The sequence below is a fragment of the Serratia montpellierensis genome, assembly GCF_020858655.1.
GTDB lineage: Bacteria > Pseudomonadota > Gammaproteobacteria > Enterobacterales > Enterobacteriaceae > Serratia > Serratia montpellierensis.
Window position 1 is genome coordinate 60,659 of record NZ_VOSN01000022.1, and the last position, 21,957, is coordinate 82,615.

Genomic DNA, 21,957 nt, shown 5'->3' on the forward strand with positions numbered 1-21,957 from the left:
TGAGGCGGTATTCGTGAAAGCGCCGTCCGGGATAATCGGCTCTACGTTGAAATCTCGCTCCAGATTCTCTGGCTCAAGCGCCAGCGTGTGCACCAGCGAACCGAACGTCAGCGCGTCGCTGCGTTCCCGGCCGATCGTTTTGATGACGTGGCGCCCGTGGTAATACATCAGGCTGATGCGCGCGTCCTTCACCTGAGTGCTGCTGATGCCGTTCGCAGCGTGATAGGCTGTGTTTGAAATATCAGCGTAACGGCCTGGCTCGAAATACGCCTGTGCGCAATCTGCTGCTGGCTCACTTTCTTGCCGCTGCGCTACTTCCGCTTTTTCATCGTCGTTTGAGGCGTCTTTGCATGTCTGCTCTGGCGCCGGCTGCTGCTCGGTATCTTCGCTCAGTTCGCTATCAACCTGCACTGCAGCCAGCGGGGAGGCTTTGAAAAGACTGTACGCATCGAAGTGGGCACCGCCTAAGCTGACAAGCTCTGGCTCTGGCTCTGGCTCTGGCTCTGGCTCTGCAGCCAACTGCACGGCGTCCGGCGCCGCGCCAAATTCATAAACGCCATGCTCAGACAAATATTTCTCAATCCAGCCGCGGAGTGTGGCGGGGAAGTGGTACATATCAGACGATGGAACATTGCGGATCACACCGAAAATTGTCTCACGGCTGTATTTTAGGATGTTCGGGGCAGCGCGCAGCGCCATTGACCAACGCTTAAAGTCTTCGTCATCGTTTTTTATTTTTTTCTGCGCCCAGCGATCGATCTCACCGGCGATATTTTGGCAGTCGACATCACCGACCCACAGCGCGCAGGCGATCTCACGGTCAAGGGCGTCATGCGTTTGGGTATAGCCGCGCTTATGTACAGTTTTCGTCGTTTCTGCTTCCGGCTCCGGGGCCGGTTTCAGCAGCTGCTCAACGTATTTGCGGATATTGATGAAGGTCGATTCAGGATCGGTTTCTTCATAGCGACGCGCGACCCCGGCAACGAAAGCCGCGAAGCGCTCGGGATCCATGCAGGAAACGGCAGGCAGGCGTAGAGCCTGCAGCATATCGGCGATATAAGCGGATTCGCCGCTCAATGCGGTGTTTATGACATTGGTCATCTGCGATTTACTCAGCACGGTATCGATCACCTCGAAGCCGTGCAGGATGACGGCGACAGCCCGCGTGTCAGCGCTCATTTTTGCGAAGTACGCTCGCGGCTCTTGCCCGTGAGCTGGATCCCCGCCGTCATTGGTCTTCTGGTCTATCTGTGGCTTTTGGCTGCTGCTGGTTTCTGATGCACCAGCATCACCTGCAGGTTTATGCGGCTCGCGCTCAGCCGCAGGGATGACCTGCCACGACAGGTTATCGTCCAGTTTGTAGCGCAGGCACCAGGTATCACAGAACGCCGCTTCTGGCGGCAGATCGTCAACAACGGGGTAATTGGTGCGCACCGGCTTGAAGTAAGCGGATTGATCCAGCTCGGCGTCCTCGATGTGGTTTTCGAGGTCACGCTTTGCCCGCGCATCGTTCTTTGCTTCAAACCAGATGAAAAGCGAGGGTTTCCCTGACTTTTGCTTTGCCTTTAAGTGATAGGCGTAGACGTTTTGCATTGTGCAATTCTCCTGAGTTTTAGGTAGAATGCAGCCCGATCGGTGCTGCATCCTCGATGTGGTCATTGGTCATGCCTCGGCTGTTAGGGTTGGTCCCCTGGCAGCCCGTCACCGGGACGTTAAGCCGGTAGACTGGCCCGCCTTGTGCGGGCCTTTTTACTTTTAATCGCAATAACTCATTCGGCAGTGCGGACAATCAATAATGTGGGTGCTCGCTGCCTTTTCTACGGAAATTCCGGAGACAAAGTCGCCGTATTTATTCTCAACTGGAACATAAACATCTTTGTTGCAGCGGTAACAAATCCCGTCAATTGGCGAGAAATTCGGAAGGCGGTTGTCATTGCAATATTGGCTTTGGGCCTCAATTGCTAATTCAGTGTTGAAAGTTTGCATTATATAAACCCTCTCTTTGATTTATTGAAATGCGCCCTACGAGTTGACGCCCCGGGAGGGAAACGCATGACGCATTTCAATATTTGAAAAAGCCCCGCCATCGCTGGCGGGGAAGACTACACACAGCAATTAGTGGGTTGTGCGTTCTGCTGAGCCGCCAAGCATTGCCATCATGAAGGCCAAAAGCATTTCTTTCTTGTCGTCGCTGGTAATTAAATGCCCGTCAGTAATATTGTTTGCTTTGCGGTAAATTTCTTTTACTGCGCAGTCAGGGCAATCAAATTCACCGAGATCGGTTCCGTCTGCTAAAACTGCACCAACAGGTAATTCTTCGTTTTTGGTCTTGGCGATATATCCAATGACATTGTCGTTTTCAGATACGGAATGAATACCTGCGTGGATTTTTTCACAAACTAAAGTTGCGCTAGTTACTTTCATGGTCATGCCTCATTTGATTAAAGTGCGTGTTTGGTCCTGCCCATTAATTCGGGCATTTTTTACTGCTGTTTCAGGTGGTGCTTTAGTGCGTGCCGGCTGGCTCGAATTCCGGCGGGATCCGCAGGGATTCAAAAGGGCGCTTGATGGCCCGTAGATTGCCGACAGGTTCGAACCGATAGCGGCCGCGGATGTAATCGAACGATGCTACCCACGGTGCGCCGGTGCGCGTGTTGCGGAGGCTGACGGCCTTACCGCTGTTTGGGACGATCTTGCTCATTGCCATGCCCCTTTAAAAATCAGTGCAGCTACGATGACTCCCGTCCAGAACAGGCCGCAGGTGCCGACGACAATTACAATCCAGAAACCTCTGTCGCTCATGATTGCCTCGGTGGCGCCCCGTAGGGCGCGGTGAGTGTTACTGGAGAGCTGCGTTAAATTCTGCTTCTGACATGGCCTCTTCGCCTTCCGCCAGACTGTCGAAATACTCTTCGTATGATGTGAACATCGTGTTGCCCTCTGCTGTGTGGTCTGTTGGTCATGCCTCAGTGCTGTCTTTCCAGCTGTCAGAACGTTTTTCACCTGCTGCGTTAGCGAATCATCCCGGTCTTCGTGCGCCCCGGGCGGCTACTTCGTGGGCTTCCTGCCTGTTCGCTGCTGCTTGATGAAATGAATTGTGAGCTAAAAGCTAACATGTGTCAACATTTGGCTAACTGGAAAATTTTATGAGGGCATAAAAAAAGCCGCTTTTTAAGCGGCCTTCGATAGAGGGTTCTATGTATATGATTGATTATTCTTTATTTCTTAAAACGTACCGAGTGTAGAATTCTTTTAATTCATTCAGGCGCATTTCAAAAGCAGCCAACATGTTAGCCTGCTCAATTCCCGGTAATTGGCGATATAAGTCGAGAAGCTTTCTTTCTTCTTGGCTGAGATCACCACTTCCTTCTGTGTCGTCACCGAGCAGCCAGGCTATAGAGACACCAGTAGCGCTCGAAAGCTTGGAAGCAGCCTCTTTACTGATGCTCCCCCTTTTAAACCATCCGTTAACTGATGATCTGCTGACATCAGCAATTCGTGCCAAGTCAGCTTTTGAAAGATGCTTGGCTTCCATCAATTCATTTAGGCGCTGGGTAACCAGCGAGGTCTGGGCGTCGTCTGTATTTTTCATTATGTGAGTATAAGCCACCGGCTAACACCCCTCAATTTCTCTTGTTGTTGACAAGTGTTAGCTTTATGCTCACACTTGTTGTGTTTTAACTTCAAGGAGGTCTGCAATGACCGGACTAGACAAAGCCATCAAGGTTGCAGTTAACCAGCGTCGTTTGGCTCTTATGTTAGGGATCAAACCCTCTTCTCTGAACCGCTGGGTAAAGAAATATAACGGCCGTGTCCCAGAGGCTCATTTGCTGAAAATTTATGAACTAACAGGCGTCACGCCGCATGAAATTCGGCCTGACATTCACCCAAACCCAACCTCTGGCTTACCACCAGAACCTCAGGATAACAAACCTGGGGCTTAAGGATTGATATATGGAAATCAAACACGAGCAGATCCGCGACGCGCTGCGCGGATGGGCCACGGAGGCCACTCAGCGCACGGTCGCGGCGGAAATCACCCGCGCTTACTTCAAGTTGAAAATGCAGGCACCGCAGTTGGCGCAGATCGAACGCGCCGACGGCAGCGTTGATGATGCTGCATGGCACAACAACAAGCAGCAGATCTTTCGCTGGCTCGACAGCGATAGTGCTGGCGCCCGCCAGAAAATCCAGGAACTGCAGCCGGCGATCCTTGCTGCGCTGCCGGCGGTGCTGCGCGCCCGGCTGGTGGCGGGGAACAGCATCGAATACCTGGCAATCCGCGCGCTGAAGGAACACCAGGAGGCGATCGCCGCCGCGCTGCTGCACGCATCACCGGCAGATTTTGAAAGAGAGTGCGACGAGGCAGAGCGCAGCTTCTACGAGCTGCGGCGAGCCTACAGCGCACTGCATTAACCGAGGCATGACCAATGACCATTAATCACGACGATTTCCTGCAGAAGCAGATCACCGCGCAGCTGCGTGAGGCACGGTTCGACGAGGCGGTCGCCACGACGTCGGCGGCGGCTGCCGTACAGCACCAGCGCCACAACCCGAACATGAAACTGCCCGACCTGTTGGTCTGGGCGCGAAGTTTTGCAAAGCACTGCCAGCGTTTGAAAGGGAAGCCAGCGCCGCAGGGAACACGCGCGACGGCGCGAAACTGACCTTTTAGAAACGCAAACCGTAACGCTGTCGGCGTTACAGATTACAGAAAGTTGAGGCACATATGGCGGCAAGTTGGATCAAGGTTGAAGTGATAACCCCGGATAAACCGGAGGTGTTCCAGCTGTCGGAAATCCTGAATCTGGACCCGGACGCCGTGTTAGGCAAGTTGGTCAGATTATGGGCGTGGGCCGATCAACAGACCATTGACGGTAACGCAAAGTGTAACGCTGCGAGCGTTACAAAAAATGCAGTTGATCGGATCACTTTCGTTTCCGGTTTTGCAGATGCGCTGATCAGCGTTGGCTGGCTGGCGCTCGATGGGGAGACGTTGGTTTTTCCGAACTTTGAAAGGCATAACGGGAATTCATCGAAAAAACGAGCACTTACGAATAATCGCGTTGCAAATTCCAGGAAAGTGAAACGCGGGAGTAACGCAAAAGGTAACGCAATTAGTAACGCTGCGAGCGTTACAGATGCGTATCAAAAAGCGTTACCAGAAGTAGAGGAAGAAGAAGATCTAAAAGATAAACCCCTCTCTCTATTGGGAGCGGGCGAAATTTCACCAGATGGACAGGGATCACCGCCGACACCCTGGGAAGACCAAGACGACGAGAACCCATGCGGAAAGTTTCCGATGAGCGCCAACTGGGCGCCGACGGTTGATTTCCAGCGATTGGCGGCGTTGTGGGGCCGAATTATCGACGGCCCGGCGCCGGGATATACCCCGCAGGAGCTGGCGAGCTTCCAGGCGTACTGGAAAGCCGAGGGCAGGGTATTTAACCAGACGCAGTGGGAGCAGAAATTCGCCGACAGCGTGCTCTACGAGCGCCAGGCGGCGGCCAAACGAAAGCAGCATGCAGGAGGTTCAAATGCGACCAGATACACCGCAGCAGCCGCTACCGCTCAGCAGCAGGTCAGGGCCGCACGAAACGCAGAACGGGAGCGACAGGGCTTGGCTCCTCTGGGAGACGATGGCGGGGATCTACGCCAACCGCTGGGTGACCAAAAACGGGGTGGCACCCTCCACGATCTGGGGCCAGACGATTTCGAAATTCTCAGATGACCAATTGGCCTACGCCGCGCGCCGGTGCATGGAGCGCTGCAGCGTCGGTAACCACTGGCCGCCTGACCTTGCGGAATTTACTGCGATCGTCGGCGAGTGCATGGCCAACCCGTTCGGCCTGTCGGCGGACGACGTCATGACCGAATACCGCCGCTGGCGCAACGAGTCTTGGCGTTTCGACGGCGCAGATAGTTTCGACTGGCGCCACCCGGTGCTTTTCCAGATTTGCCCGGAGCTCCGCCGCGCCGGCGTAGAGCGCAAGCTGGGACACAACGAACTCGCCGCACTGGCCGGCCGGCTGCTGACGAAGTGGGCAAAGCAGGTGGAAATGGGATTCTCCATCCCGCCAGTGCGAAAAGCGAATGCGCTGGAGAACAGACCGCCGGGCGACGCACAAGTCGCTGACACGGACGGCCGCTATCAGCGAAAGGGCATGGAAATGATAGAAAAAATAAGGAGTGTTATTAAACGAGATTGTAGCTAATTTTTACTGGCGCCATATTCGATGGCGCCAGTGCTAATTATATTAAAACTCCTTGAGCAGTCTCTTTCCAAACCGTAGAAAATATTGAGCTATCATCGATCCCATCTGCCTTATCCCAATCTAAATAAACTTCAATATAAAACGGCTGTTCTACTCTGGATAGCTCATTTATAACCCTGGCTATTTTCTCATTTACAGGTGGTACATTCCCAATGCTGAGTATTTTCCATTCTTTATTTTCCCATTCTGTCTTTAATCGCGCCCAACTAGTTCTTGGGTAATTATTCGGTGATACCAAGTCATCTATTTCTGCTTTTCTAATAAATATTCTTTTCCCTATTGTTGGGAATGTTTTGAAATAACCCGATCTATAACTATTATCATCAAGGATTCCTCTCAAAAAGTTAACCTTACTACTTTTAGAACCTCTTCTCGAGTGATATGGTATATAACACTCAACAGAATCCATTAGCGTTTGTGATTGCCAAGAACCTAGTTTGTCTGAGAGTACAACAAAATCAATTGAAACCATTTTGGGTTTTAATTCTTTAAGTAGGCATGCATTTAAAGGAAGTAATTTTTCATTAAAAATAATCAACTGGGAAAAACCATCATCGGCAGCATTGTTATTTACTAAGATATCTATCCCAGGCATTATTAATTTTTTTATTAACTCTTCATTTATTTTTCTATCTTCATTCTCAAATTTAGAGATAATAATTTTACTAAGGTACTCTGATACATCCTTCATTAACTCATCTTTAAATTGAAGGTCTCGCGTTGTGAGACTATCCCTTTGAAGATTTAAAGGCATGTGCCCATCCTGATCGTAGACGATAAGTGTTGGGTAATTTGCATTCATATCATGTCTGTTGGTGCTTAAATTTATACTATAAAAGTGGTTGTTTCTAAGTACTTTTATTCCATTGCATATTAGGTTTGTGGAACGATTCCTCCTTTCTCTGAGTTCAACATATCCCCAAATTATATCATTAAATTCCGGGTGATGAGTTCTATTCCATGGTGTATCACTTAGATCTTCTTCGTTCATAGGAACGGTGATGGATTGTTCTAAAATAACTTCTTCCGACTCGTTGCAAATCAATCTATTAACCTTGGGGTGAGGTAAGCAGTACCAGTCCCAATAATCTTCATTAGAATAATTGTCGGAGTTTGTTAAGTCTTTAAAGACTTTGTCGTTGATTGTTATAGAAATCTCAGTGCCAATACGAAAATCTATTGGTTTTACACAGATAGCATCGCTGTCTTGTCGGCAAGAAAACTCATATCCTGTTTGGTCTGTAACATGACGAGTTTTAACATGTATTTCATCACCAAGAAGATATGCAGCCAGAAGTCCGATGCCAAATCTGCCTGTTCTATGCACACTCGACTGTCCATCTCTCTCGTGAATAGATTTCCATGAGTCGCTTTTCCTAAATGAAGCACCAATATTTAAAAAGTAGTTTTCAATTACTGATAGCGTCATTCCTATTCCATGGTCAGATATAATTAATGTATTTTTATCTCCCGTTTTTATTAGTTTAATAGTGACATCAATGTTATTGCTGCTAATTTCTCGCTCAGCTTTTTTGTAGTAATAGTCGATTAATTCATTACATGCATCAACAGCATTTTGCATCAACTCTCTAATTCCAACACCGGGAGAGTTACCATAAAGTGGGGCAATGAGAAGATTAATCATCTCACTATCTGAGGTCTTTAATTTTAATGTTTTTGGAATGAAGTTGGGCTTTTTGTCTTTTATAAAAACGCTAGTGCTATCTAATGATGAACGAACTCTTCTGATATTTATACCAATATTCTTTAAGCTATCCATCCTTCCATATACTTCACCAAGTATAGACCAGGTTACATCTAGTTCTTTTTGAATGTCTTTAAATAAAGCTGATAATGACTCATACACTATTGCATCTTGAGGTTCTGCATCAATATATAATGCTTCAGGATCATCATGCGTCTGATTTATCTCTTTTATAGCGTTGTGCTTTTTCCATTCTTTTTTTGAAATTGGACTCGAAAGAGATTTTATTTCTAATAACTGATTTTCTGCCCTCGTACTGTGTATTTGTATATAGTCTGATATTCTCAGAACTGCCATAATGAATGGTACATGCGTATTGTAGTGGACTCTGCGCTTCGATTGTTCAAGTAGATCAATTGCGCTTCTTAGTCCCATATTATGACTTCTTGCTATGAATCCAAAGAGATCGAGAATATCGTTATCGAAACCTTCAAGTCGTACTCTTGATTCTGAGGGGCCTGGTATCCCGTTAAGGGCGATGTGGTGTGCAAGTGTGGCATGATGTCTTCTTAAAAACTCGCCAATAAGTAGTTTGTCTCGCAAGTTCAAATCTAGTTTATTGAGTGGGATGTCTCTTACTGGTGTATCATCACCAAAAAGGGATCTTAGTTTTTTTCCATCGAATCTCTTTGCCTCTGCAAAAAATTCATGCCAAGCATGACTCCAGTCAATGTCATTTTCAAAATATCGTGATTTACCAGGGGGGTATTTTTTATTTATTAGTGAGTAAAAACCATCTTCACTGAGATGCATTGCACAGTCATGCAATAGTGTTGAAGTTATTATGGCTGCTGCATCATTGGCCGTAATGGATGGCCAACTCTCATCTGTAATTAGGCTATCTGCAGTATTAATTACTTCCTGCAAGTGAGTAATGCCATGGTCGGTATATTCAGGGAAGAAAACTGTCTTGTTATCGCTGAACCAAGGATTAAGTTTAGACAGTGAGGAATAGACCGCGCCACAAAGAGCTGGATTTTTTTCAAGCTTGGTTTTAAGCCGATCAGGAATAGTGATCATGATTTCTCCATTTTCATATAACTAATAATGCTAATTATCATCTTTGATTATTATTTTAGTGTTTGCAGAACCAATTTATAACATAAAGATATCTTTACTTTAATACTCGCTACGCAAAATTGAGAGCAGTGTTCAAAAGCTAAGTGGCTCGGATGCCTGATAGCGATTCAAAATCACTGTTTATTTGTACAGTATTTTGGTGTAATAATTGTGGTACGAAGTAATCCGAGAATGTCGGAGAAAAAATAATGGATTTAAAACAAGATGTTGCTCGTGTTTTGCCCGAGAATGGTCGGGCGCTGGTTTACATGACCCACGGGGCGATAACTGCGGTTTTACCGCTGAAGGAGAGCCAGATTGTCGCCGATACTGAGCTCATGATTGTGCTGCTCCGACGTATGGGCTACGACGTCCGGAGAAAGTGATATAATCCTCTTCATCAGCCTGAACAGCTGATCACCTGCTGCGCCACCACGGAGACGAAAATGGCGCAGTATTCGTTTTACAAATCCCAAGGCGGGATCCTCGTGCCGGCAACGCCCGACACGGTCGATTTCGTCATGAACAAACTCAAGCTGGGGGCTGTTGTCACTGGCGAGTTTAAGCGCGCCCGGAATCCCGGACTGCATCGCAAATTTTTCTCACTCCTGAATCTCGGTTTTGAATACTGGGCGCCTTCTGGCGGAGCAGTATCAACGTTTGAGCGCCAATTCCTCCGCGGGTATATCAATCGTCTGGCTCGCCATGTTGACGATGCTGGCGTGTTCTATGCGCTGGCGGACGAATACCTGCAGCTGGTGGCCGAGAAGCGCGCCGAACGACTGACGATTGCAAAATCCTTCCACGCTTTCCGCCGATGGGTGACCGTCGAAGCGGGGCATTATGACCTTTTTGAACTCCCCGACGGTTCGACCCTGCGCGAGCCGCGATCGATCTCATTCGCAAAAATGGATGACCTCGAATTTAACGACCTGTACCAGGCAGCGCTTAACGTGCTGTGGACCTTCATCTTAAACAAATCCTTTCCAACCATCGCCGAGGCAGAGAACGCCGCGGCTCAGCTTATGGATTATGCAGCATGAGCAAACTGACAGACGAGGCCCGCGGCCGTGATTGCCAAATCAGGATCCCCGGCATCTGTAACCGAAACCCAGAAACAACCGTCGCCGCACATTATCGGCTGGCCGGCACCTGCGGCACGGCAATAAAACCAGACGACACACAGGCCGCTTGGGCCTGCAGCGCCTGTCACGATGAAGTAGATCGCCGCACGCGCTTTATCGACGCGAACGACGCCCGACTGATGCACGCCGAAGGCGTCATGCGCACGCAAGAAATTTTGAGAAAGGAAGGAAAGCTATGAAATTGGACATGTACGAAGTGCTGTCCCGTTGGGGAGTGTGGGCACGAGAAAGTAGTGGCATTGATTATTCGCCAATCGCTGCAGGCTTCAAGGGGCTATTGCCTCACCCGTCCAATGGTAAGCTGTCCTGCTGCGATGATGATGGGTTGGTGATAGACGGATGTGTGGCAAGGCTGAAGCAGTACAAGCCAGACGAGTACGACCTAGTGATTGCGCACCATGTTTACGGCATGTCATTGCGAAAGATAGCAAGAATACGTAAATGCTCAGATGGAACTGTCAGGAAGGAGATGCAAACTGCTGAAGGTTTTATCAGAGGGTGCCTAGCTATACTGGATATTGAACTGAATATGATCTAAACGGATGCCCGGAGAGATCCGGGCATGTATTACGCTAAAAGGTAACGGTATGACTGTGGAGGGGTAATATTGTTACCAAGAGCGGATAACGGAAGAGGGGCATCAAACTTATCGACGGAGCCGATCTTAATCGCAAATGCCTTTTCCCTTCCTTCATAGTACATATCGAAAAATTCTTTTGTAATTCCAGCAAATTTCTTTGTTTCAGCCCATACAGCATCAGGACTGCCAGTTAATACAGAATCAACCTGGAATTCACCAACAATTTTACCAATCGGCATGGTCGCATAAATCACTACTGTTGTGATTTTTTCATTCTTGAATATCCCTTTTCTAAACTCGAATTTTTTGCTTCCGTCTAGAATTTTCTCGGCATATTCAGGTTTAATTGATAATAAAACTTTCATCGACTTTGCCTAAATCAATTATTTCGTTAAACTGACGATCTGTTAGTTCAAAATGGCTCCATCTAAAACCTTTGGTGCCATTTAAACCAACATCTTCAATCATTTTACCACGCGTTGGACGTTTAGGTAAAGCTAGATTATATGTGAAGCGCAGAACATATGGATACCGCTTGTTTTTGTAAAATTTTCTTAATTCCTCTTCACTGAATACGCTAAACTTTCCGCAGTAATTTACAAAGCTTTCCTCGTCATTAAAGTCATCAATTTTTCTTACGCTTTCGATGACACATATAGAAGTGGCTACAGCTCTAAAGAATGCAGGGCCTTTACCATCTCCTGTGCGGTATATAACTATTATATCCCCACGTTGCATTTTTGATACAGTTGGCATTCCGCATATGTAAATTTTGTGAATGCTATTTGTATGTGATACATCCTGTACAATATCTGGTGAGTCAGTGACTAGCTTTGAGTCAGGAAATAGACGTGTGTGAAACTCAGGGTATATGGCAAGTAAATACTTTCTAGTGTTGCGGTTTAATATTAATGGGTAATCAAGTAGAATATCACCATTAACCTCATTTAATGAGCGGACATAGACAAACTCCTTTCCGTTTGGAGTGTCTTTCTGACCATGGCGATAAAATCCATACGTTTGAAAAAGCCTAATCAGATGGCCGTGCTTTTCAAAAACGGTTACATATATATCATTCGAACCAGAGCTTATAGCTCTATCAAATGCTTTTTTAAGGAACCGCTGCCCACGTAGTGTTCTCTTAGATTCGAATTTAAAAGTGCCAATCTTTAGATGATTTCCAGCTGGAAGTTGAGGATCAAGACCACCCCCGTCATCATTTTCTTTTAAATACATGAACCCTTCTATTAGTCCCTCGTCTCCGTATAAGACATAAGCAGACTCTCCTTCCTTTGCTTTTTTAGTAAGCCAAGAAGGGAATTCTTTATAATCAGCTTTCAAAGAATCAAAAAACGGATCTTTGTGATCGAAATCACTAAATTTTTGATAGATAAGGTTATCCATAGGTATCCTTTTTTTTCTTATAATGCTTCAACTGTTTGTAGTCACTTGCTAAATATACGAAATAACTCACGCGTACGCAAAAACTGTTGTAACGTGATAAGAGTGGTTACGCAGACAGGTAGCTTACTCATTCAGAAACCTCGCTCCGGCGGGGTTTTTCACTTCTACGTTCTGATGGGCGCCCCGGAGAGTTGCCGCTCTCCGAGGCAGTATGCCCGCGTCAACAGTCACGAGCACACCCCTCTATTGGAGTGCCGAGACATTGAAAAATCACGTTAATGCAATTGTGTCACGCGCCAGCGGAAGGCCGGCGCCGATCGTCTACGCTGGTGAAACCGTAGGTTATGGATGTGACGATCTCCACGTCGCAACGATCCCAGTTTGGCTGGCTCGCCTGGTGATCAGTCATTTTCACTATAGCAAGCGCGTCGTAAACAACTCCTATATGCACCTAGGTATTTTTGACGGACGCGAACTTGCGGGCGTCATGCAGTGGGGCTACGCGATGAACCCGAGCAGCGGGGCGCGCGTCGTGGCCGGCACCGGCAACCGCGAATACATGGAGTTAAACCGGCTCTGGGTACATGACCGGATGCCGCGTAATACCGAATCACGGGCAATCAGCTATGCGCTGAAAACCATCAAGTTGCTCTATCCCGCTGTGGATTGGGTGCAGACGTTCGCCGACGAACGCTGTGGCCGGTTCGGCGTCGTGTATCAGGCGAGCAATTTCGATTACGTCGGCAGCCATCAAACGACGTTCTACGAGCTCGACGGTGAGTGGTATCACAAGATCGCCATGACTACGAAGGGGCACAAAGCTGGCGCCCGAGGTAATTTTTTGCAGGCGAACGCACACCGCGCCACCGCCCACACATTTAATCAGTTCAGGTATATCCGCTTTCTGAACAAGCGGGCGCGCCGGCGGCTAAACACGAAGCTGTTCAGCCCGAAGCCATATCCCAAACCTGAATCACCATAGCGACCGCCTCCCGGCGGTTTTTCGCTTTTATCACCCGATGATCGGGGCATGCCCCGGCGAGGGAGAAGGATGAGATCCATGCCGGAAAAAATCGCAGATAGCGCCACGCATGGCGGCTGGCTGGTTGGCCTGCTGCTAGGGGCAATAAATTATTTCTCGCCCAGTGAGTGGATGGTGATCGGCATATTTGTCGGCATCCTCAGTTCCGTTATTGGGTGCATCGTGGGTATTTGGTTCAGGTGCCGGCGAGAAAGGTTACTGAAAATGTACCTCATTGACCGCTCAAACAAGAACATTAACGCGCAAGACGTTGACCTGATAGGGGGCGAGTAGTGGCTTCGGTAAAGACCAAACTTAGTGCTGCTATGCTGGCGTTGATTGCTGCCGGCGCATCGGCCCCGGTCATGATGTCGCAGTTTCAGGAAGAAAAAGAAGGACAGCGCCTGACTGCATACCAGGACGGAGTCGGCATCTGGACAATTTGCGGCGGCGTGACGATGGTCAACGGCCAGAAGGTTGTGAGGGGGCTGCGCCTGACCGCCGAGCAGTGCAAGCAGATTGACGCAGCAGAGCAGAAAAAGGCGCTCGACTGGGTAGAGCGCAACGTCAAGGTAACTCTGACCGAACCGCAAAAAGTCGGGATCGCTTCGTTCTGTCCGTGGAACATTGGCCCCGGAAAGTGCTTCACTTCCACTTTTTACAAAAAGTTGAACGCCGGCGACCGCATTGGCGCCTGCCGCGAAATCCGCCGCTGGATATACGACGCTGGCCGAGATTGCCGCATCCGCTCGAATAACTGCTACGGGCAGATCGTACGGCGCGATCAGGAAGCCGAACTGGCTTGCTGGGGATTGGACAAATGAGCGGCTGGATCTCAAAACTGGCCGGCGGGGGAATGTTGCTCCTGCTGGTGACGGCCATATGCCTAGGTGGTTACAGCTCGCTGTTGTCGCACCGGTTGGAGCTGGCACGCCAGCAGGTTGCAGAGCAGAAAAAGACGCTGGCGCAGCAGGCAGGACTGATCACCACACTGCGCGCGGATGACGCCCGTAATCGCGCAATGATGGCCGAACAGCAACGGAGAGAGCAGCAGCTGCGCCAGCAGGGCGAAAACTACCAGAGGAAATATCAGGATGCCATTAAAAATGACGAGTGCGCCCGCCGCACTGCTCCTGGTGCTGTTCTTGGCCTCCTGCGCGGAACGGACACCGCCGCCGCCGGCGCCGCTCGTGCTGTTTCCCCCTGAATCGGTGTTCACCCCCTGCGAGGTGCCAACATTGCAGGGTGACACATGGGGCGACATTGGCAGCCATGCGTTGGGGCTGCAAACGGCTTTATTAATCTGCGCCGGCCAGGTGGAGACGCTCAACGCCTGGCGGCGAGCTACCACTAGATTAAAGTGATTGAATAACAATTGCGTGGTTATTGAAAATCATTATCATTTGTGAGGGGCTACTACTATACATTTTGTCAAAAGGATTTTGTCATGCTCAAGTTTTTATTAACCATACTAACGGTCTTCTCCCTCAACGCTTGTGTAGCTGAAGGGCCTAAACCGAAGCCTGTATCCAGAGTTAATCCTGTATACCCAATTTATGCTTATGACAATAAGATAGAGGGATATGCAAAAGTAAAATATGACGTTGATAAAGATGGAAAAATTAGTGAGATAAGAATCATAGAGTCAAGCCCTCGGGGTTTGTTCGATAATGCGCTTGTTATGGCGATGTCTAAGTGGCGGTTCGAAAAAAATAAACCATATAAGAACCTGGAGATTACCGTTCGTTTTAAAATGAGCAGCCCAATCTCCCAATGAGTGAGCCCGCTTCGGCGGGTTTTTTTATTGCCCATCACACAGCATCTATCCAGGTGCTGCGTAATGCGCAAGCAAAGCCACAGGCGACACCCACCGATCACTCAGATCATGGTTGCCCGTGGCTTTTTTTATTCTCGGAGAACGTTATGTCACAACCGGAAGAAAGCGGAATTGAGCGCGATTACTGTGCCGGTCAGCTTTCTCTCCGTGAGATGGCAAAGATATACGGCATCAGTGAAGCAGCCATTAGAAAGCGGGCCAAAAAGCATGGGTGGGTACGCAGTGAGAAAACTGGTACGCAGGTACGCAAAAAAGGTACGCAAAAAGCTAAGGTGCGTACCGAGGAAAAAATGCAGAACTCAACACCTGAAAAGGTGATAGAGGAACTGCATTGTGATGCTGTAGAAGGAGAGGATGAATTTTCTATAGACTCGCGTAAGTACGGGCTCAGTGATATGCAGTGGCGTTTCGTGAATGAGTACCTCATCGATCTGAACAGGACGGCGGCATACAAACGCGCGGGTGGGAAGGGCGAAGGCAACACGGCCTATGTCAGCGCCAGCCGCATTTATAGAAACGCTAAGGTGAGCCGGGCTATCAACGACGCGCTGGCTGCTCGCGAACGTCGCACCCAGATCACCCAGGATGAAGTCTTGAAACTGTGGTGGGACATCGCTACCGCCGACGCCAACCAGATCACCGAGTACCGCCGGTTGTGCTGTCGCCATTGCTGGGGCTTTGGGTTTCAGTACCAGTGGCGTGACGCTGTTGAGTATGAAGAGGCGAGCGAGAAGGCCAAGACAGCGAAGAAACCACCGCCGCGAGACAAAGGTGGCTACGGTTTTGACTCCACGCTGGATCCAAACCCTGATTGCCCACGTTGCAATGGTGCCGGTGAGGGCCGCGCCCACTTCCACGACACGCGTGATTTAAAAGGGGCTGCCCGCCGCCTGTTCGCTGGCATCAAGGAAGGTAAATTTGGTATTGAGGTGATCACCCGCAATCAGGACGACGCACTGAAAATGGTTGCCCAGCATCTTGGAATGATAAAAACCAAGACTGAATTGAGCGGTCCTGATGGTGGCCCGGTTAAAACCGAGAGCGTCAATATGACGACGGAAGAGGCTGCGGAGTTTTATCGGAAAATGATGGGTTGAAAAAAAAGGGGCGATATTGCACCCCCTTGTATGTGAGCAATTTATTAACCGCGGGCATTTCTGCCTGGCTCATCCTCGGCAACTCGATAGCGCCAGTAAAACCCGGAACGAACCCAAACAACATCATTTCTCGTTAAGTTGAGAAATTCATTCAGGAGAGGGCGTCCCAAAACTTGGTTACCATCTGTATTTTCGGTCAAGTGCGATTCGTCATTATTTTTGATCAGGTAATCAACAACATCATCCTGATAAAGACACTTATCGCGTCGTAGAGCGGTTAGCATCCACTGAGCGACTTCAGCTCTCTCCATTTTCAGCTGATTCCAAAGAAGCTTCCGAGAAATTGCCGCGCTCAAGCTTGCGCCCAGCAAACCATTGACACCAATATGAATATGAGGTCGATGTTTCACTTACTGACTGAATAGTCATGTCTGGACCGCCAGATTTTAATTTAACTAAGTCACCAACATCAAAAGCATTGTTCATAAAAATCTCCTTTGTTAATAAGCACATCTAATATGTGGCTTTTGCATGCAAACATCAACAAGGTCGTTTTCATTATGCCGATACCATTCCCCTTCGACTTCAAAAACCCGGACTACACCCAGGTGTTCGAATGGCGGATGGAACGCCTGCAGCGTATCAGGGCTAATCCTGAATCGCTCCCAATCATGAAGGCCTTTTATAAGGACCACCCGGCCCAGTTCATCATTGATTGGGGAATGACGGTTGACCCGCGCAACGTCGAGCGTGGCTTACCGGCTCGCATCCCATTTCTGCTGTTCCCAAAACAGGAGGAGTGGATCCAGTGGTTTGTAGAGCACTGGCGGGCATCAAAACCCGGCATCACGGAGAAAACCCGCGACATGGGCATGTCGTGGCTGACGGTGGGGATGGCGTCGTCGCTCTGCCTGTTTAATCGGGGCGTTTTCGCCGGCTTCGGCTCTCGCAAAGAAGAATACGTTGATAAAATCGGCTCACCGAAGTCGCTGTTCGACAAAGCCCGTAACTTCATTAGCCTGTTGCCGGTAGAGTTTCGCGGCGGCTGGAGTGCCAAACAGCACGCGCCGCACATGCGCATCCTATTCCCGGAAACCGAATCAGCAATGACCGGTGAGGCCGGCGACGGCATCGGGCGTGGTGACCGCACCAGTTTCTACATCGTGGACGAATCCGCGTTCCTGGAGCGGCCTTATCTGGTTGATGCGTCGCTGTCTGCCACCACCAACTGCCGGCAGGACATTTCAACGCCGAACGGCATGGCCAACTCCTTCGCTGAGCGCCGTCATAGCGGCAAGATCGACGTGTTTACGTTCCACTGGCGTGATGACCCTCGCAAAGACCAGGCTTGGTACGACAAGCAGGTAGAGGAACTCGACGCGGTCACCGTGGCACAAGAAATCGACATCAACTACAGCGCATCCGTCGAGGGCGTGCTGATCCCGTCTGCATGGGTGCAGGCGGCGATCGACGCTCACATCGCGCTTGGCATCGAGCCAACGGGCGTGCGCATGGGGGCGCTGGATGTTGCCGATGAGGGCAAGGACACCAACGCCTTTACGTCCCGTCACGGTTTCCTCCTGGAGGATATCGACGAGTGGTCGGGGAAGGGCGACGACATTTTTGGAACCGTTCAGAAAGCTTTTACCATTTGCGATCAGCAACTGCTTGATCACTTCAGGTTTGACTCAGATGGTCTGGGGGCCGGGGCGCGCGGCGATGCACGGGTAATAAACGAAAACCGCGAAGCTGAGGAGATACCGACAATTGTCGCCGTCCCATTCCGCGGTAGCGGAGCGGTATTCGATCCCGAGGGCGAAGCAGTTCGGGGCGATAACGGACGACCAGCTCGACTTAACAAGGACTTTTTCGCCAATGCAAAAGCACAGGGGTGGTGGTCATTGCGTACCCGGTTCCAAAAAACCTACCGCGCAGTGACTGAAGGGATGGAGTTTGATCCTGACGAAATTATTTCCATCTCTGGGACGATGAAAAAAAAGGACAAGCTGGTTATTGAATTATCCCAGCCCACTTACACGGTGAATGGTGTGGGGAAAATCGTGGTTGATAAAAAGCCTGACGGCACCAAATCACCGAACCTCGCCGACTCGGCAATGATCGCCTACGCCCCAATGGAAATGCCTATGCTCATTTCCGACGACTTTTTGGAGAGTATTTGATGTGGCCCTTTAAGCGAAAAAAAACGAGTGACGAGGCGCCGCCAGTGCAGGAGGCGCCAAAATCGCCAGGGATTGCGATCAGCGACGAGATGCTCGCCGAGGTCGGACACAAAAAGCGGCGTGAGTTCGAGAAGTACGAACCGCCGGCCGGTGTTATCCCTGACGATATCCGCAGTGGAATTCTTGCGATGGATGCAACGCCATACGATTCACTGAACGGCAGCTACCCTGACTACGTTTTCGGCGGCTTCCCAGGCTATCCCTATTTGGCTCAACTCGCCCAGCTGCCGGAATATCGCCGGATGGTGAGCGTGATCGCCGAGGAAATGACCCGCAAATGGATCAAGGTTAAAGCGGCCAGTGACGGGGATGAAAGCAAGGCTGACCGCATCGCGCTACTCGTTAAGGCGATGGAGCGCTACAAGGTGCAGGATGTTTTCCGCCTGTCTATTGAGCACGACGGATTTTTCGGCCGCGGCCAGATATACATCGATGTGCGTTCCCCGCGCGGTTTGTCCGCATGGACGGATCCGGAGGAGCTGCAATCCCGGCTGTTTCTGTCCAACAAAAAAATCACACCCGGCTCGCTGGTGGGCTTTCGCGTGATTGAGCCGGTATGGACCTACCCAGGCATCTACAACGCCGATAACCCGCTGAGCGATGATTTCTACAAGCCGGCGGAGTGGTTCGTGATGGGTAAGACCGTACACGCCAGCCGCATGTTGGATCTGATTTCCAGGCCGGTGCCTGACATGTTGAAGCCGGCCTATAACTTCGGCGGCTTGTCGCTGACACAAATCGCTGAGCCTTACGTCAATAACTGGCTGCGTACCCGCGATAGCGTGGGGGATGTGCTTCATTCCTTTTCCCTGAGCGGCATCAGCACGAACATGACGAATGCGTTAAGCGGAAAGAACGATCCCAACTATGCCAAGCGCGCGGAGCTGTATAACCGCACGCGGGACACGCGCGGCTTGTTGATTCTGGACAAGCAACAGGAGGAGTTCTTCCAGTTCAACACACCACTGAGTGGGCTGGATACGCTGCAGGCGCAGGCACAAGAGCACATGTTCTTTGTCAGCGCGATCCCGTCGGTGAAGTTCGCCGGCCTGAGCCCCACGGGGTTGAATGCCTCGAGCGAGGGCGAGATCAAAGTGTTCTACGACACGATAGCGGCCAGCGCGTCCAGGTTACTCAAGCACCCGATAAAGCGCGTGATGGACATTATCCAGTTGTCGGAGTTTGGCGACATCGATCCGGACATCACCTTTGAATTCGAATCCCTGCACGAAATGACACGTGAACAGCAGGCCGCCATCCGCAAAACAGAAGCGGAGACGGACCAGATTTACGAGGCCATTGGCTCAGTGACGAATAACGAGGTGCGCGAAAAACTGGCCTCTGATCCGAACAGCCCCTACAGCGGTCTGGATTTAAGCGGGGAGATTGAGATTGACGACGAAGACGACGAAAACTTCAACCTCGAGGAAAGCGCGTCGGAAAAAGACCCTCCGTCAGATCCGACCCAACGCGGGAATTGAGGCCTGGTACCGGCGGCAGCTGGATAGGGCGGTGCAGGAGCTGCACAACAGCACGCTTTATTGGTTGCGCGCCGAATACCGTCAGACCGGGCTGGCGCAGGATGCCTCACCGGCGATCATGATGCGCGATGCCATGCGCAAATTGTCGCGGCGCTGGCGAAAAAAATTCGATGTGCTGGCCGGGAAACTGGCTGAGCGTTTCGCTTCTGATGTGATGAAAAATAGCGATGCGTCGCTTTCCACTGCATTGCAGCAGGCCGGTTTCACTGTGCCATTCAAAATGACGGCGGAAATGAACAACGCGCTGCAGGCGACCATCACCGAGAACGTCAACCTGATCCGCTCCATTTCGCAGCAGTACCTCACGCAGGTCGAAACGCTGGTAATGCAGTCGGTATCCCGTGGGCGTGATCTCGGCACCCTTACCAAAGAGCTGCAACAGCGCTATGGCGTCACCCGGCGCCGGGCGGCTTTTATCGCGCTGGATCAGAACAACAAGGCAACGTCTGCCATGCAGTCGGCGCGCCAGCGTGCGCTTGGCATCCGCCGCGGGCGCTGGCGCCATTCCCACGCAGGGAAAGAGCCGCGCCCCTCCCATGTGAAAGCCGACGGCAAAGAGTTCGATCTGGACAAAGGTATGTTTATCGATGGCGAATGGATCATGCCAGGCGAAAAAATACGTTGCAGGTGTGGATGGGAGGCGATTTTACCGGGACTGGAGTAATGAATGACGACTGAACGACTGGCATTTGACCGGGGTTCGGTGCGGCAAATTGATAAGGTCGGACGGCTGCAGGTAGAACGCAGCAACATCAGCAAGGCCAACGTGTGCGGCTATTACGGGCGAGAAATCCCGAATTCCGAGGCGCTGGGGCTTGAGCCCGATCGGCTGTACATGCTGTACCGCGACCCCGACGAGCTGCGCAAGGCAGCGAAAACCTTCAATAACATCCCCATCCTTTGCCGACACAAGCCTGATTACCCAGGCGCGCCCGCGCGTGAGCTTCGGGTGGGGACAACGCACGCCAACAGTGATTTTGATGGCACCTACCTAACAAACGGATTGTCGATTTGGGACAACTCCGCCATCGCCGGTATCGAGACCGACGAGCAACGAGAACTGTCATCGTCGTATGCGTACGTCGCTGACATGACCCCAGGCGTTACCCCGGATGGCGTCAAATTTGACGGCGTGATGCGGGATATCGTCGGTAACCACGTGGCGCTGGTCGGTGACGGCCGGGCCGGATCCGATGTGCTGGTATTTGATTGCCTCCCGAAGGAGTTACAAAACATGAAATTAAATCGTAAGGGTGTCGCCATGCGCGCAGCGCTGGGCGCCTATCTTAAACCTCGCCTGGCGCAAGACGCCTCGCCGAAAGACCTCACGCAATTGGTGGGCCAGCATAAACGCCCCAACGCGATCGCGAATGCGGTCAAATCCGCGTTTTCCGGCCGCCTGGCGCAGGATATGGAAATCGAGCCGGCCGAGCTTGCCGAACTGATGGAGGCCGCCGAAGAAGTGGTCGAGCCGGAAGAGAACGGGCCAGCGTTTGATACCGAAAACCCACTGGAAAGCATCCTGGCGCTGTTGTCCGACAAAGTGCCGGAGGAAGTGCTGGAAAAAATCAAAGCGGTACTGATGCCGGCTGCGGATGACACCCCGGACGATCCAGCAAAAGACCCGGTAAAACCGAATCCCGATACGGTCAGCAAACCGGCGATGGACGCGGCTATCAGGCTGGCGGCTGACAACGCCACCAAGGCGGCGGCGAAAAACTTCCAGGCGGTTCGCACCGCTGAAAGTGAGGTGCGCCCCCTGATTGGTGACGTGGTGGCGATGGACTCCGCCGAGGAGGTTTACCGCACCGCGCTCGAACAGGCCGGGATCGATATCACCGACGTACACCCAAGCGCCTTCCGCGGCATGGTGAAGTATGCCGTAGAGCAAAAACGGGCCGTTAAGGCGCCGAAACTGGCCCATGACTCCGCGGCTGCATCGTCTTTCGCTGCCGATTTCCCTACCGCCAGCAAACTTAAAAAAGGTTATTAA

General features: G+C 50.7%; 30 protein-coding genes. 20 read left to right on the plus strand and 10 right to left on the minus strand.

Annotated elements, in window-relative coordinates:
* The 5 genes from FUU19_RS22405 to FUU19_RS22425 form a co-directional block, all read right to left on the minus strand.
* On the minus strand, positions 1-1,593 hold a 1,593-nt coding region (locus FUU19_RS22405; RefSeq protein ID WP_304622325.1), incomplete at its 3' end, for a RecE family exodeoxyribonuclease.
* Between the two features lie 162 nt (positions 1,594-1,755).
* A complete protein-coding gene (locus tag FUU19_RS22410) occupies positions 1,756-1,986 on the minus strand; it encodes a hypothetical protein (protein ID WP_149570733.1) in 231 nt (76 codons plus the stop codon).
* Positions 1,987-2,115: 129 nt separating this feature from the next.
* Positions 2,116-2,424, minus strand: coding sequence for a hypothetical protein (locus tag FUU19_RS22415; protein ID WP_154746943.1), 309 nt, complete (start codon positions 2,422-2,424; stop codon positions 2,116-2,118).
* 82 nt (positions 2,425-2,506) lie between these two features.
* Entirely contained in the window at positions 2,507-2,701 is a 195-nt protein-coding gene (locus FUU19_RS22420) for a hypothetical protein (RefSeq protein WP_057523605.1), read from the minus strand.
* Between the two features lie 510 nt (positions 2,702-3,211).
* On the minus strand, positions 3,212-3,610 hold the full coding sequence (locus FUU19_RS22425) for a helix-turn-helix domain-containing protein (protein WP_347343976.1): 399 nt from the start codon (positions 3,608-3,610) through the stop codon (positions 3,212-3,214).
* Positions 3,611-3,698: 88 nt separating this feature from the next.
* Here FUU19_RS22425 and FUU19_RS22430 point away from each other — a divergent pair, with 88 nt between their 5' ends.
* From FUU19_RS22430 to FUU19_RS22450, 5 genes are all read left to right on the plus strand, one after another.
* Positions 3,699-3,944 (plus strand): transcriptional regulator, encoded by a 246-nt coding sequence (locus FUU19_RS22430; RefSeq protein WP_103773913.1) that lies wholly within the window; start codon positions 3,699-3,701, stop codon positions 3,942-3,944.
* A 10-nt stretch (positions 3,945-3,954) separates the two neighbouring features.
* A complete protein-coding gene (locus tag FUU19_RS22435) occupies positions 3,955-4,416 on the plus strand; it encodes a toxin YdaT family protein (protein WP_171884846.1) in 462 nt (153 codons plus the stop codon).
* 14 nt (positions 4,417-4,430) lie between these two features.
* Complete coding sequence (locus FUU19_RS22440; protein WP_060447357.1) at positions 4,431-4,667, plus strand: hypothetical protein; 237 nt, start codon at positions 4,431-4,433, stop codon at positions 4,665-4,667.
* A 62-nt stretch (positions 4,668-4,729) separates the two neighbouring features.
* Positions 4,730-5,731, plus strand: a complete 1,002-nt coding sequence (locus FUU19_RS22445; protein ID WP_230490422.1) for a DnaT-like ssDNA-binding domain-containing protein — start codon at positions 4,730-4,732, stop codon at positions 5,729-5,731.
* A 28-nt stretch (positions 5,732-5,759) separates the two neighbouring features.
* On the plus strand, positions 5,760-6,215 hold the full coding sequence (locus tag FUU19_RS22450) for a replication protein P (protein ID WP_255703297.1): 456 nt from the start codon (positions 5,760-5,762) through the stop codon (positions 6,213-6,215).
* A 37-nt stretch (positions 6,216-6,252) separates the two neighbouring features.
* On the opposite strand, the gene FUU19_RS22455 is transcribed toward FUU19_RS22450, so the two are convergent.
* Complete coding sequence (locus tag FUU19_RS22455; protein WP_230490424.1) at positions 6,253-9,060, minus strand: HD domain-containing protein; 2,808 nt, start codon at positions 9,058-9,060, stop codon at positions 6,253-6,255.
* 248 nt (positions 9,061-9,308) lie between these two features.
* Here FUU19_RS22455 and FUU19_RS22460 point away from each other — a divergent pair, with 248 nt between their 5' ends.
* From FUU19_RS22460 to FUU19_RS22475, 4 genes are read left to right on the plus strand one after another with little or no spacing between them, the layout of a single operon-like run.
* Positions 9,309-9,485, plus strand: coding sequence for a hypothetical protein (locus FUU19_RS22460; RefSeq protein WP_230490425.1), 177 nt, complete (start codon positions 9,309-9,311; stop codon positions 9,483-9,485).
* Positions 9,486-9,545: 60 nt separating this feature from the next.
* The gene (locus FUU19_RS22465; RefSeq protein WP_230490426.1) at positions 9,546-10,142 is read left to right on the plus strand and encodes a DUF1367 family protein; all 597 of its coding nucleotides are present in this window, start codon (positions 9,546-9,548) and stop codon (positions 10,140-10,142) included.
* Positions 10,139-10,423, plus strand: coding sequence for a DUF1364 domain-containing protein (locus FUU19_RS22470; protein ID WP_103773921.1), 285 nt, complete (start codon positions 10,139-10,141; stop codon positions 10,421-10,423). Before FUU19_RS22465 ends, FUU19_RS22470 begins: the two co-directional genes overlap by 4 nt.
* A complete protein-coding gene (locus FUU19_RS22475) occupies positions 10,420-10,782 on the plus strand; it encodes an antiterminator Q family protein (RefSeq protein WP_230490427.1) in 363 nt (120 codons plus the stop codon). Before FUU19_RS22470 ends, FUU19_RS22475 begins: the two co-directional genes overlap by 4 nt.
* Before the next feature lie 29 nt (positions 10,783-10,811).
* Here the strand turns inward: FUU19_RS22475 and FUU19_RS22480 are convergent, their stop codons facing one another.
* Positions 10,812-11,189: an ASCH domain-containing protein gene (locus FUU19_RS22480; RefSeq protein WP_154746950.1), complete on the minus strand. Its 378-nt coding sequence runs from the start codon at positions 11,187-11,189 to the stop codon at positions 10,812-10,814.
* The gene (locus tag FUU19_RS22485) at positions 11,167-12,228 is read right to left on the minus strand and encodes an N-acetyltransferase (RefSeq protein WP_154746951.1); all 1,062 of its coding nucleotides are present in this window, start codon (positions 12,226-12,228) and stop codon (positions 11,167-11,169) included. The genes FUU19_RS22480 and FUU19_RS22485 overlap by 23 nt, the downstream gene beginning before the upstream one ends.
* Positions 12,229-12,490: 262 nt before the next feature.
* Here FUU19_RS22485 and FUU19_RS22490 point away from each other — a divergent pair, with 262 nt between their 5' ends.
* The 7 genes from FUU19_RS22490 to FUU19_RS22515 all read left to right on the plus strand — a co-directional run bounded on the left by FUU19_RS22490 (position 12,491) and on the right by FUU19_RS22515 (position 16,183).
* The gene (locus FUU19_RS22490; protein ID WP_230507378.1) at positions 12,491-13,210 is read left to right on the plus strand and encodes a Mom family adenine methylcarbamoylation protein; all 720 of its coding nucleotides are present in this window, start codon (positions 12,491-12,493) and stop codon (positions 13,208-13,210) included.
* A gap of 78 nt (positions 13,211-13,288) precedes the next feature.
* Positions 13,289-13,543 (plus strand): phage holin, encoded by a 255-nt coding sequence (locus FUU19_RS22495; protein WP_197798316.1) that lies wholly within the window; start codon positions 13,289-13,291, stop codon positions 13,541-13,543.
* Complete coding sequence (locus tag FUU19_RS22500) at positions 13,543-14,073, plus strand: lysozyme (protein ID WP_230490428.1); 531 nt, start codon at positions 13,543-13,545, stop codon at positions 14,071-14,073. The genes FUU19_RS22495 and FUU19_RS22500 overlap by 1 nt, the downstream gene beginning before the upstream one ends.
* A complete protein-coding gene (locus FUU19_RS22505; RefSeq protein ID WP_230507380.1) occupies positions 14,070-14,456 on the plus strand; it encodes a DUF2570 family protein in 387 nt (128 codons plus the stop codon). The genes FUU19_RS22500 and FUU19_RS22505 overlap by 4 nt, the downstream gene beginning before the upstream one ends.
* Positions 14,356-14,613, plus strand: coding sequence for an Rz1-like lysis system protein LysC (lysC, locus tag FUU19_RS24785; RefSeq protein WP_430726494.1), 258 nt, complete (start codon positions 14,356-14,358; stop codon positions 14,611-14,613). The genes FUU19_RS22505 and lysC overlap by 101 nt, the downstream gene beginning before the upstream one ends.
* 83 nt (positions 14,614-14,696) lie before the next feature.
* Positions 14,697-15,026 (plus strand): TonB family protein, encoded by a 330-nt coding sequence (locus FUU19_RS22510; RefSeq protein ID WP_197769986.1) that lies wholly within the window; start codon positions 14,697-14,699, stop codon positions 15,024-15,026.
* A 146-nt stretch (positions 15,027-15,172) separates the two neighbouring features.
* The gene (locus FUU19_RS22515) at positions 15,173-16,183 is read left to right on the plus strand and encodes a terminase small subunit (protein WP_230490556.1); all 1,011 of its coding nucleotides are present in this window, start codon (positions 15,173-15,175) and stop codon (positions 16,181-16,183) included.
* A 44-nt stretch (positions 16,184-16,227) separates the two neighbouring features.
* On the opposite strand, the gene FUU19_RS22520 is transcribed toward FUU19_RS22515, so the two are convergent.
* Both FUU19_RS22520 and FUU19_RS22525 read right to left on the minus strand, forming a co-directional pair.
* Positions 16,228-16,494, minus strand: coding sequence for a DUF6953 family protein (locus FUU19_RS22520; RefSeq protein WP_099782373.1), 267 nt, complete (start codon positions 16,492-16,494; stop codon positions 16,228-16,230).
* Positions 16,481-16,669 (minus strand): YodC family protein, encoded by a 189-nt coding sequence (locus tag FUU19_RS22525; RefSeq protein WP_099782372.1) that lies wholly within the window; start codon positions 16,667-16,669, stop codon positions 16,481-16,483. The genes FUU19_RS22520 and FUU19_RS22525 overlap by 14 nt, the downstream gene beginning before the upstream one ends.
* A gap of 74 nt (positions 16,670-16,743) precedes the next feature.
* Here FUU19_RS22525 and FUU19_RS22530 point away from each other — a divergent pair, with 74 nt between their 5' ends.
* From FUU19_RS22530 to FUU19_RS22545, 4 genes are read left to right on the plus strand one after another with little or no spacing between them, the layout of a single operon-like run.
* Complete coding sequence (locus FUU19_RS22530; protein ID WP_219230666.1) at positions 16,744-18,363, plus strand: TerL protein; 1,620 nt, start codon at positions 16,744-16,746, stop codon at positions 18,361-18,363.
* A complete protein-coding gene (locus tag FUU19_RS22535) occupies positions 18,363-19,904 on the plus strand; it encodes a DUF1073 domain-containing protein (protein ID WP_230490430.1) in 1,542 nt (513 codons plus the stop codon). The genes FUU19_RS22530 and FUU19_RS22535 overlap by 1 nt, the downstream gene beginning before the upstream one ends.
* A gap of 40 nt (positions 19,905-19,944) precedes the next feature.
* Complete coding sequence (locus FUU19_RS22540; protein ID WP_197833154.1) at positions 19,945-20,628, plus strand: phage head morphogenesis protein; 684 nt, start codon at positions 19,945-19,947, stop codon at positions 20,626-20,628.
* 3 nt (positions 20,629-20,631) lie between these two features.
* Positions 20,632-21,957, plus strand: coding sequence for a DUF2213 domain-containing protein (locus FUU19_RS22545; protein WP_197779434.1), 1,326 nt, complete (start codon positions 20,632-20,634; stop codon positions 21,955-21,957).

What these genes read in the sequence shown, in the direction of transcription:
- FUU19_RS22410 (WP_149570733.1), bottom strand. Translation starts at nt 1,986, where the DNA reads ATGCAAACTTTCAACACTGAATTAGCAATTGAGGCCCAAAGCCAATAT.
- FUU19_RS22415 (WP_154746943.1), bottom strand. Translation starts at nt 2,424, where the DNA reads ATGAAAGTAACTAGCGCAACTTTAGTTTGTGAAAAAATCCACGCAGGT.
- FUU19_RS22420 (WP_057523605.1), bottom strand. Translation starts at nt 2,701, where the DNA reads ATGAGCAAGATCGTCCCAAACAGCGGTAAGGCCGTCAGCCTCCGCAAC.
- FUU19_RS22430 (WP_103773913.1), top strand. Translation starts at nt 3,699, where the DNA reads ATGACCGGACTAGACAAAGCCATCAAGGTTGCAGTTAACCAGCGTCGT.
- FUU19_RS22435 (WP_171884846.1), top strand. Translation starts at nt 3,955, where the DNA reads ATGGAAATCAAACACGAGCAGATCCGCGACGCGCTGCGCGGATGGGCC.
- FUU19_RS22440 (WP_060447357.1), top strand. Translation starts at nt 4,431, where the DNA reads ATGACCATTAATCACGACGATTTCCTGCAGAAGCAGATCACCGCGCAG.
- FUU19_RS22445 (WP_230490422.1), top strand. Translation starts at nt 4,730, where the DNA reads ATGGCGGCAAGTTGGATCAAGGTTGAAGTGATAACCCCGGATAAACCG.
- FUU19_RS22450 (WP_255703297.1), top strand. Translation starts at nt 5,760, where the DNA reads ATGGAGCGCTGCAGCGTCGGTAACCACTGGCCGCCTGACCTTGCGGAA.
- FUU19_RS22455 (WP_230490424.1), bottom strand. Translation starts at nt 9,060, where the DNA reads ATGATCACTATTCCTGATCGGCTTAAAACCAAGCTTGAAAAAAATCCA.
- FUU19_RS22460 (WP_230490425.1), top strand. Translation starts at nt 9,309, where the DNA reads ATGGATTTAAAACAAGATGTTGCTCGTGTTTTGCCCGAGAATGGTCGG.
- FUU19_RS22465 (WP_230490426.1), top strand. Translation starts at nt 9,546, where the DNA reads ATGGCGCAGTATTCGTTTTACAAATCCCAAGGCGGGATCCTCGTGCCG.
- FUU19_RS22470 (WP_103773921.1), top strand. Translation starts at nt 10,139, where the DNA reads ATGAGCAAACTGACAGACGAGGCCCGCGGCCGTGATTGCCAAATCAGG.
- FUU19_RS22475 (WP_230490427.1), top strand. Translation starts at nt 10,420, where the DNA reads ATGAAATTGGACATGTACGAAGTGCTGTCCCGTTGGGGAGTGTGGGCA.
- FUU19_RS22480 (WP_154746950.1), bottom strand. Translation starts at nt 11,189, where the DNA reads ATGAAAGTTTTATTATCAATTAAACCTGAATATGCCGAGAAAATTCTA.
- FUU19_RS22485 (WP_154746951.1), bottom strand. Translation starts at nt 12,228, where the DNA reads ATGGATAACCTTATCTATCAAAAATTTAGTGATTTCGATCACAAAGAT.
- FUU19_RS22495 (WP_197798316.1), top strand. Translation starts at nt 13,289, where the DNA reads ATGCCGGAAAAAATCGCAGATAGCGCCACGCATGGCGGCTGGCTGGTT.
- FUU19_RS22505 (WP_230507380.1), top strand. Translation starts at nt 14,070, where the DNA reads ATGAGCGGCTGGATCTCAAAACTGGCCGGCGGGGGAATGTTGCTCCTG.
- lysC (WP_430726494.1), top strand. Translation starts at nt 14,356, where the DNA reads ATGACGAGTGCGCCCGCCGCACTGCTCCTGGTGCTGTTCTTGGCCTCC.
- FUU19_RS22510 (WP_197769986.1), top strand. Translation starts at nt 14,697, where the DNA reads ATGCTCAAGTTTTTATTAACCATACTAACGGTCTTCTCCCTCAACGCT.
- FUU19_RS22515 (WP_230490556.1), top strand. Translation starts at nt 15,173, where the DNA reads ATGTCACAACCGGAAGAAAGCGGAATTGAGCGCGATTACTGTGCCGGT.
- FUU19_RS22520 (WP_099782373.1), bottom strand. Translation starts at nt 16,494, where the DNA reads ATGGAGAGAGCTGAAGTCGCTCAGTGGATGCTAACCGCTCTACGACGC.
- FUU19_RS22525 (WP_099782372.1), bottom strand. Translation starts at nt 16,669, where the DNA reads ATGAACAATGCTTTTGATGTTGGTGACTTAGTTAAATTAAAATCTGGC.
- FUU19_RS22530 (WP_219230666.1), top strand. Translation starts at nt 16,744, where the DNA reads ATGCCGATACCATTCCCCTTCGACTTCAAAAACCCGGACTACACCCAG.
- FUU19_RS22535 (WP_230490430.1), top strand. Translation starts at nt 18,363, where the DNA reads ATGTGGCCCTTTAAGCGAAAAAAAACGAGTGACGAGGCGCCGCCAGTG.
- FUU19_RS22545 (WP_197779434.1), top strand. Translation starts at nt 20,632, where the DNA reads ATGACGACTGAACGACTGGCATTTGACCGGGGTTCGGTGCGGCAAATT.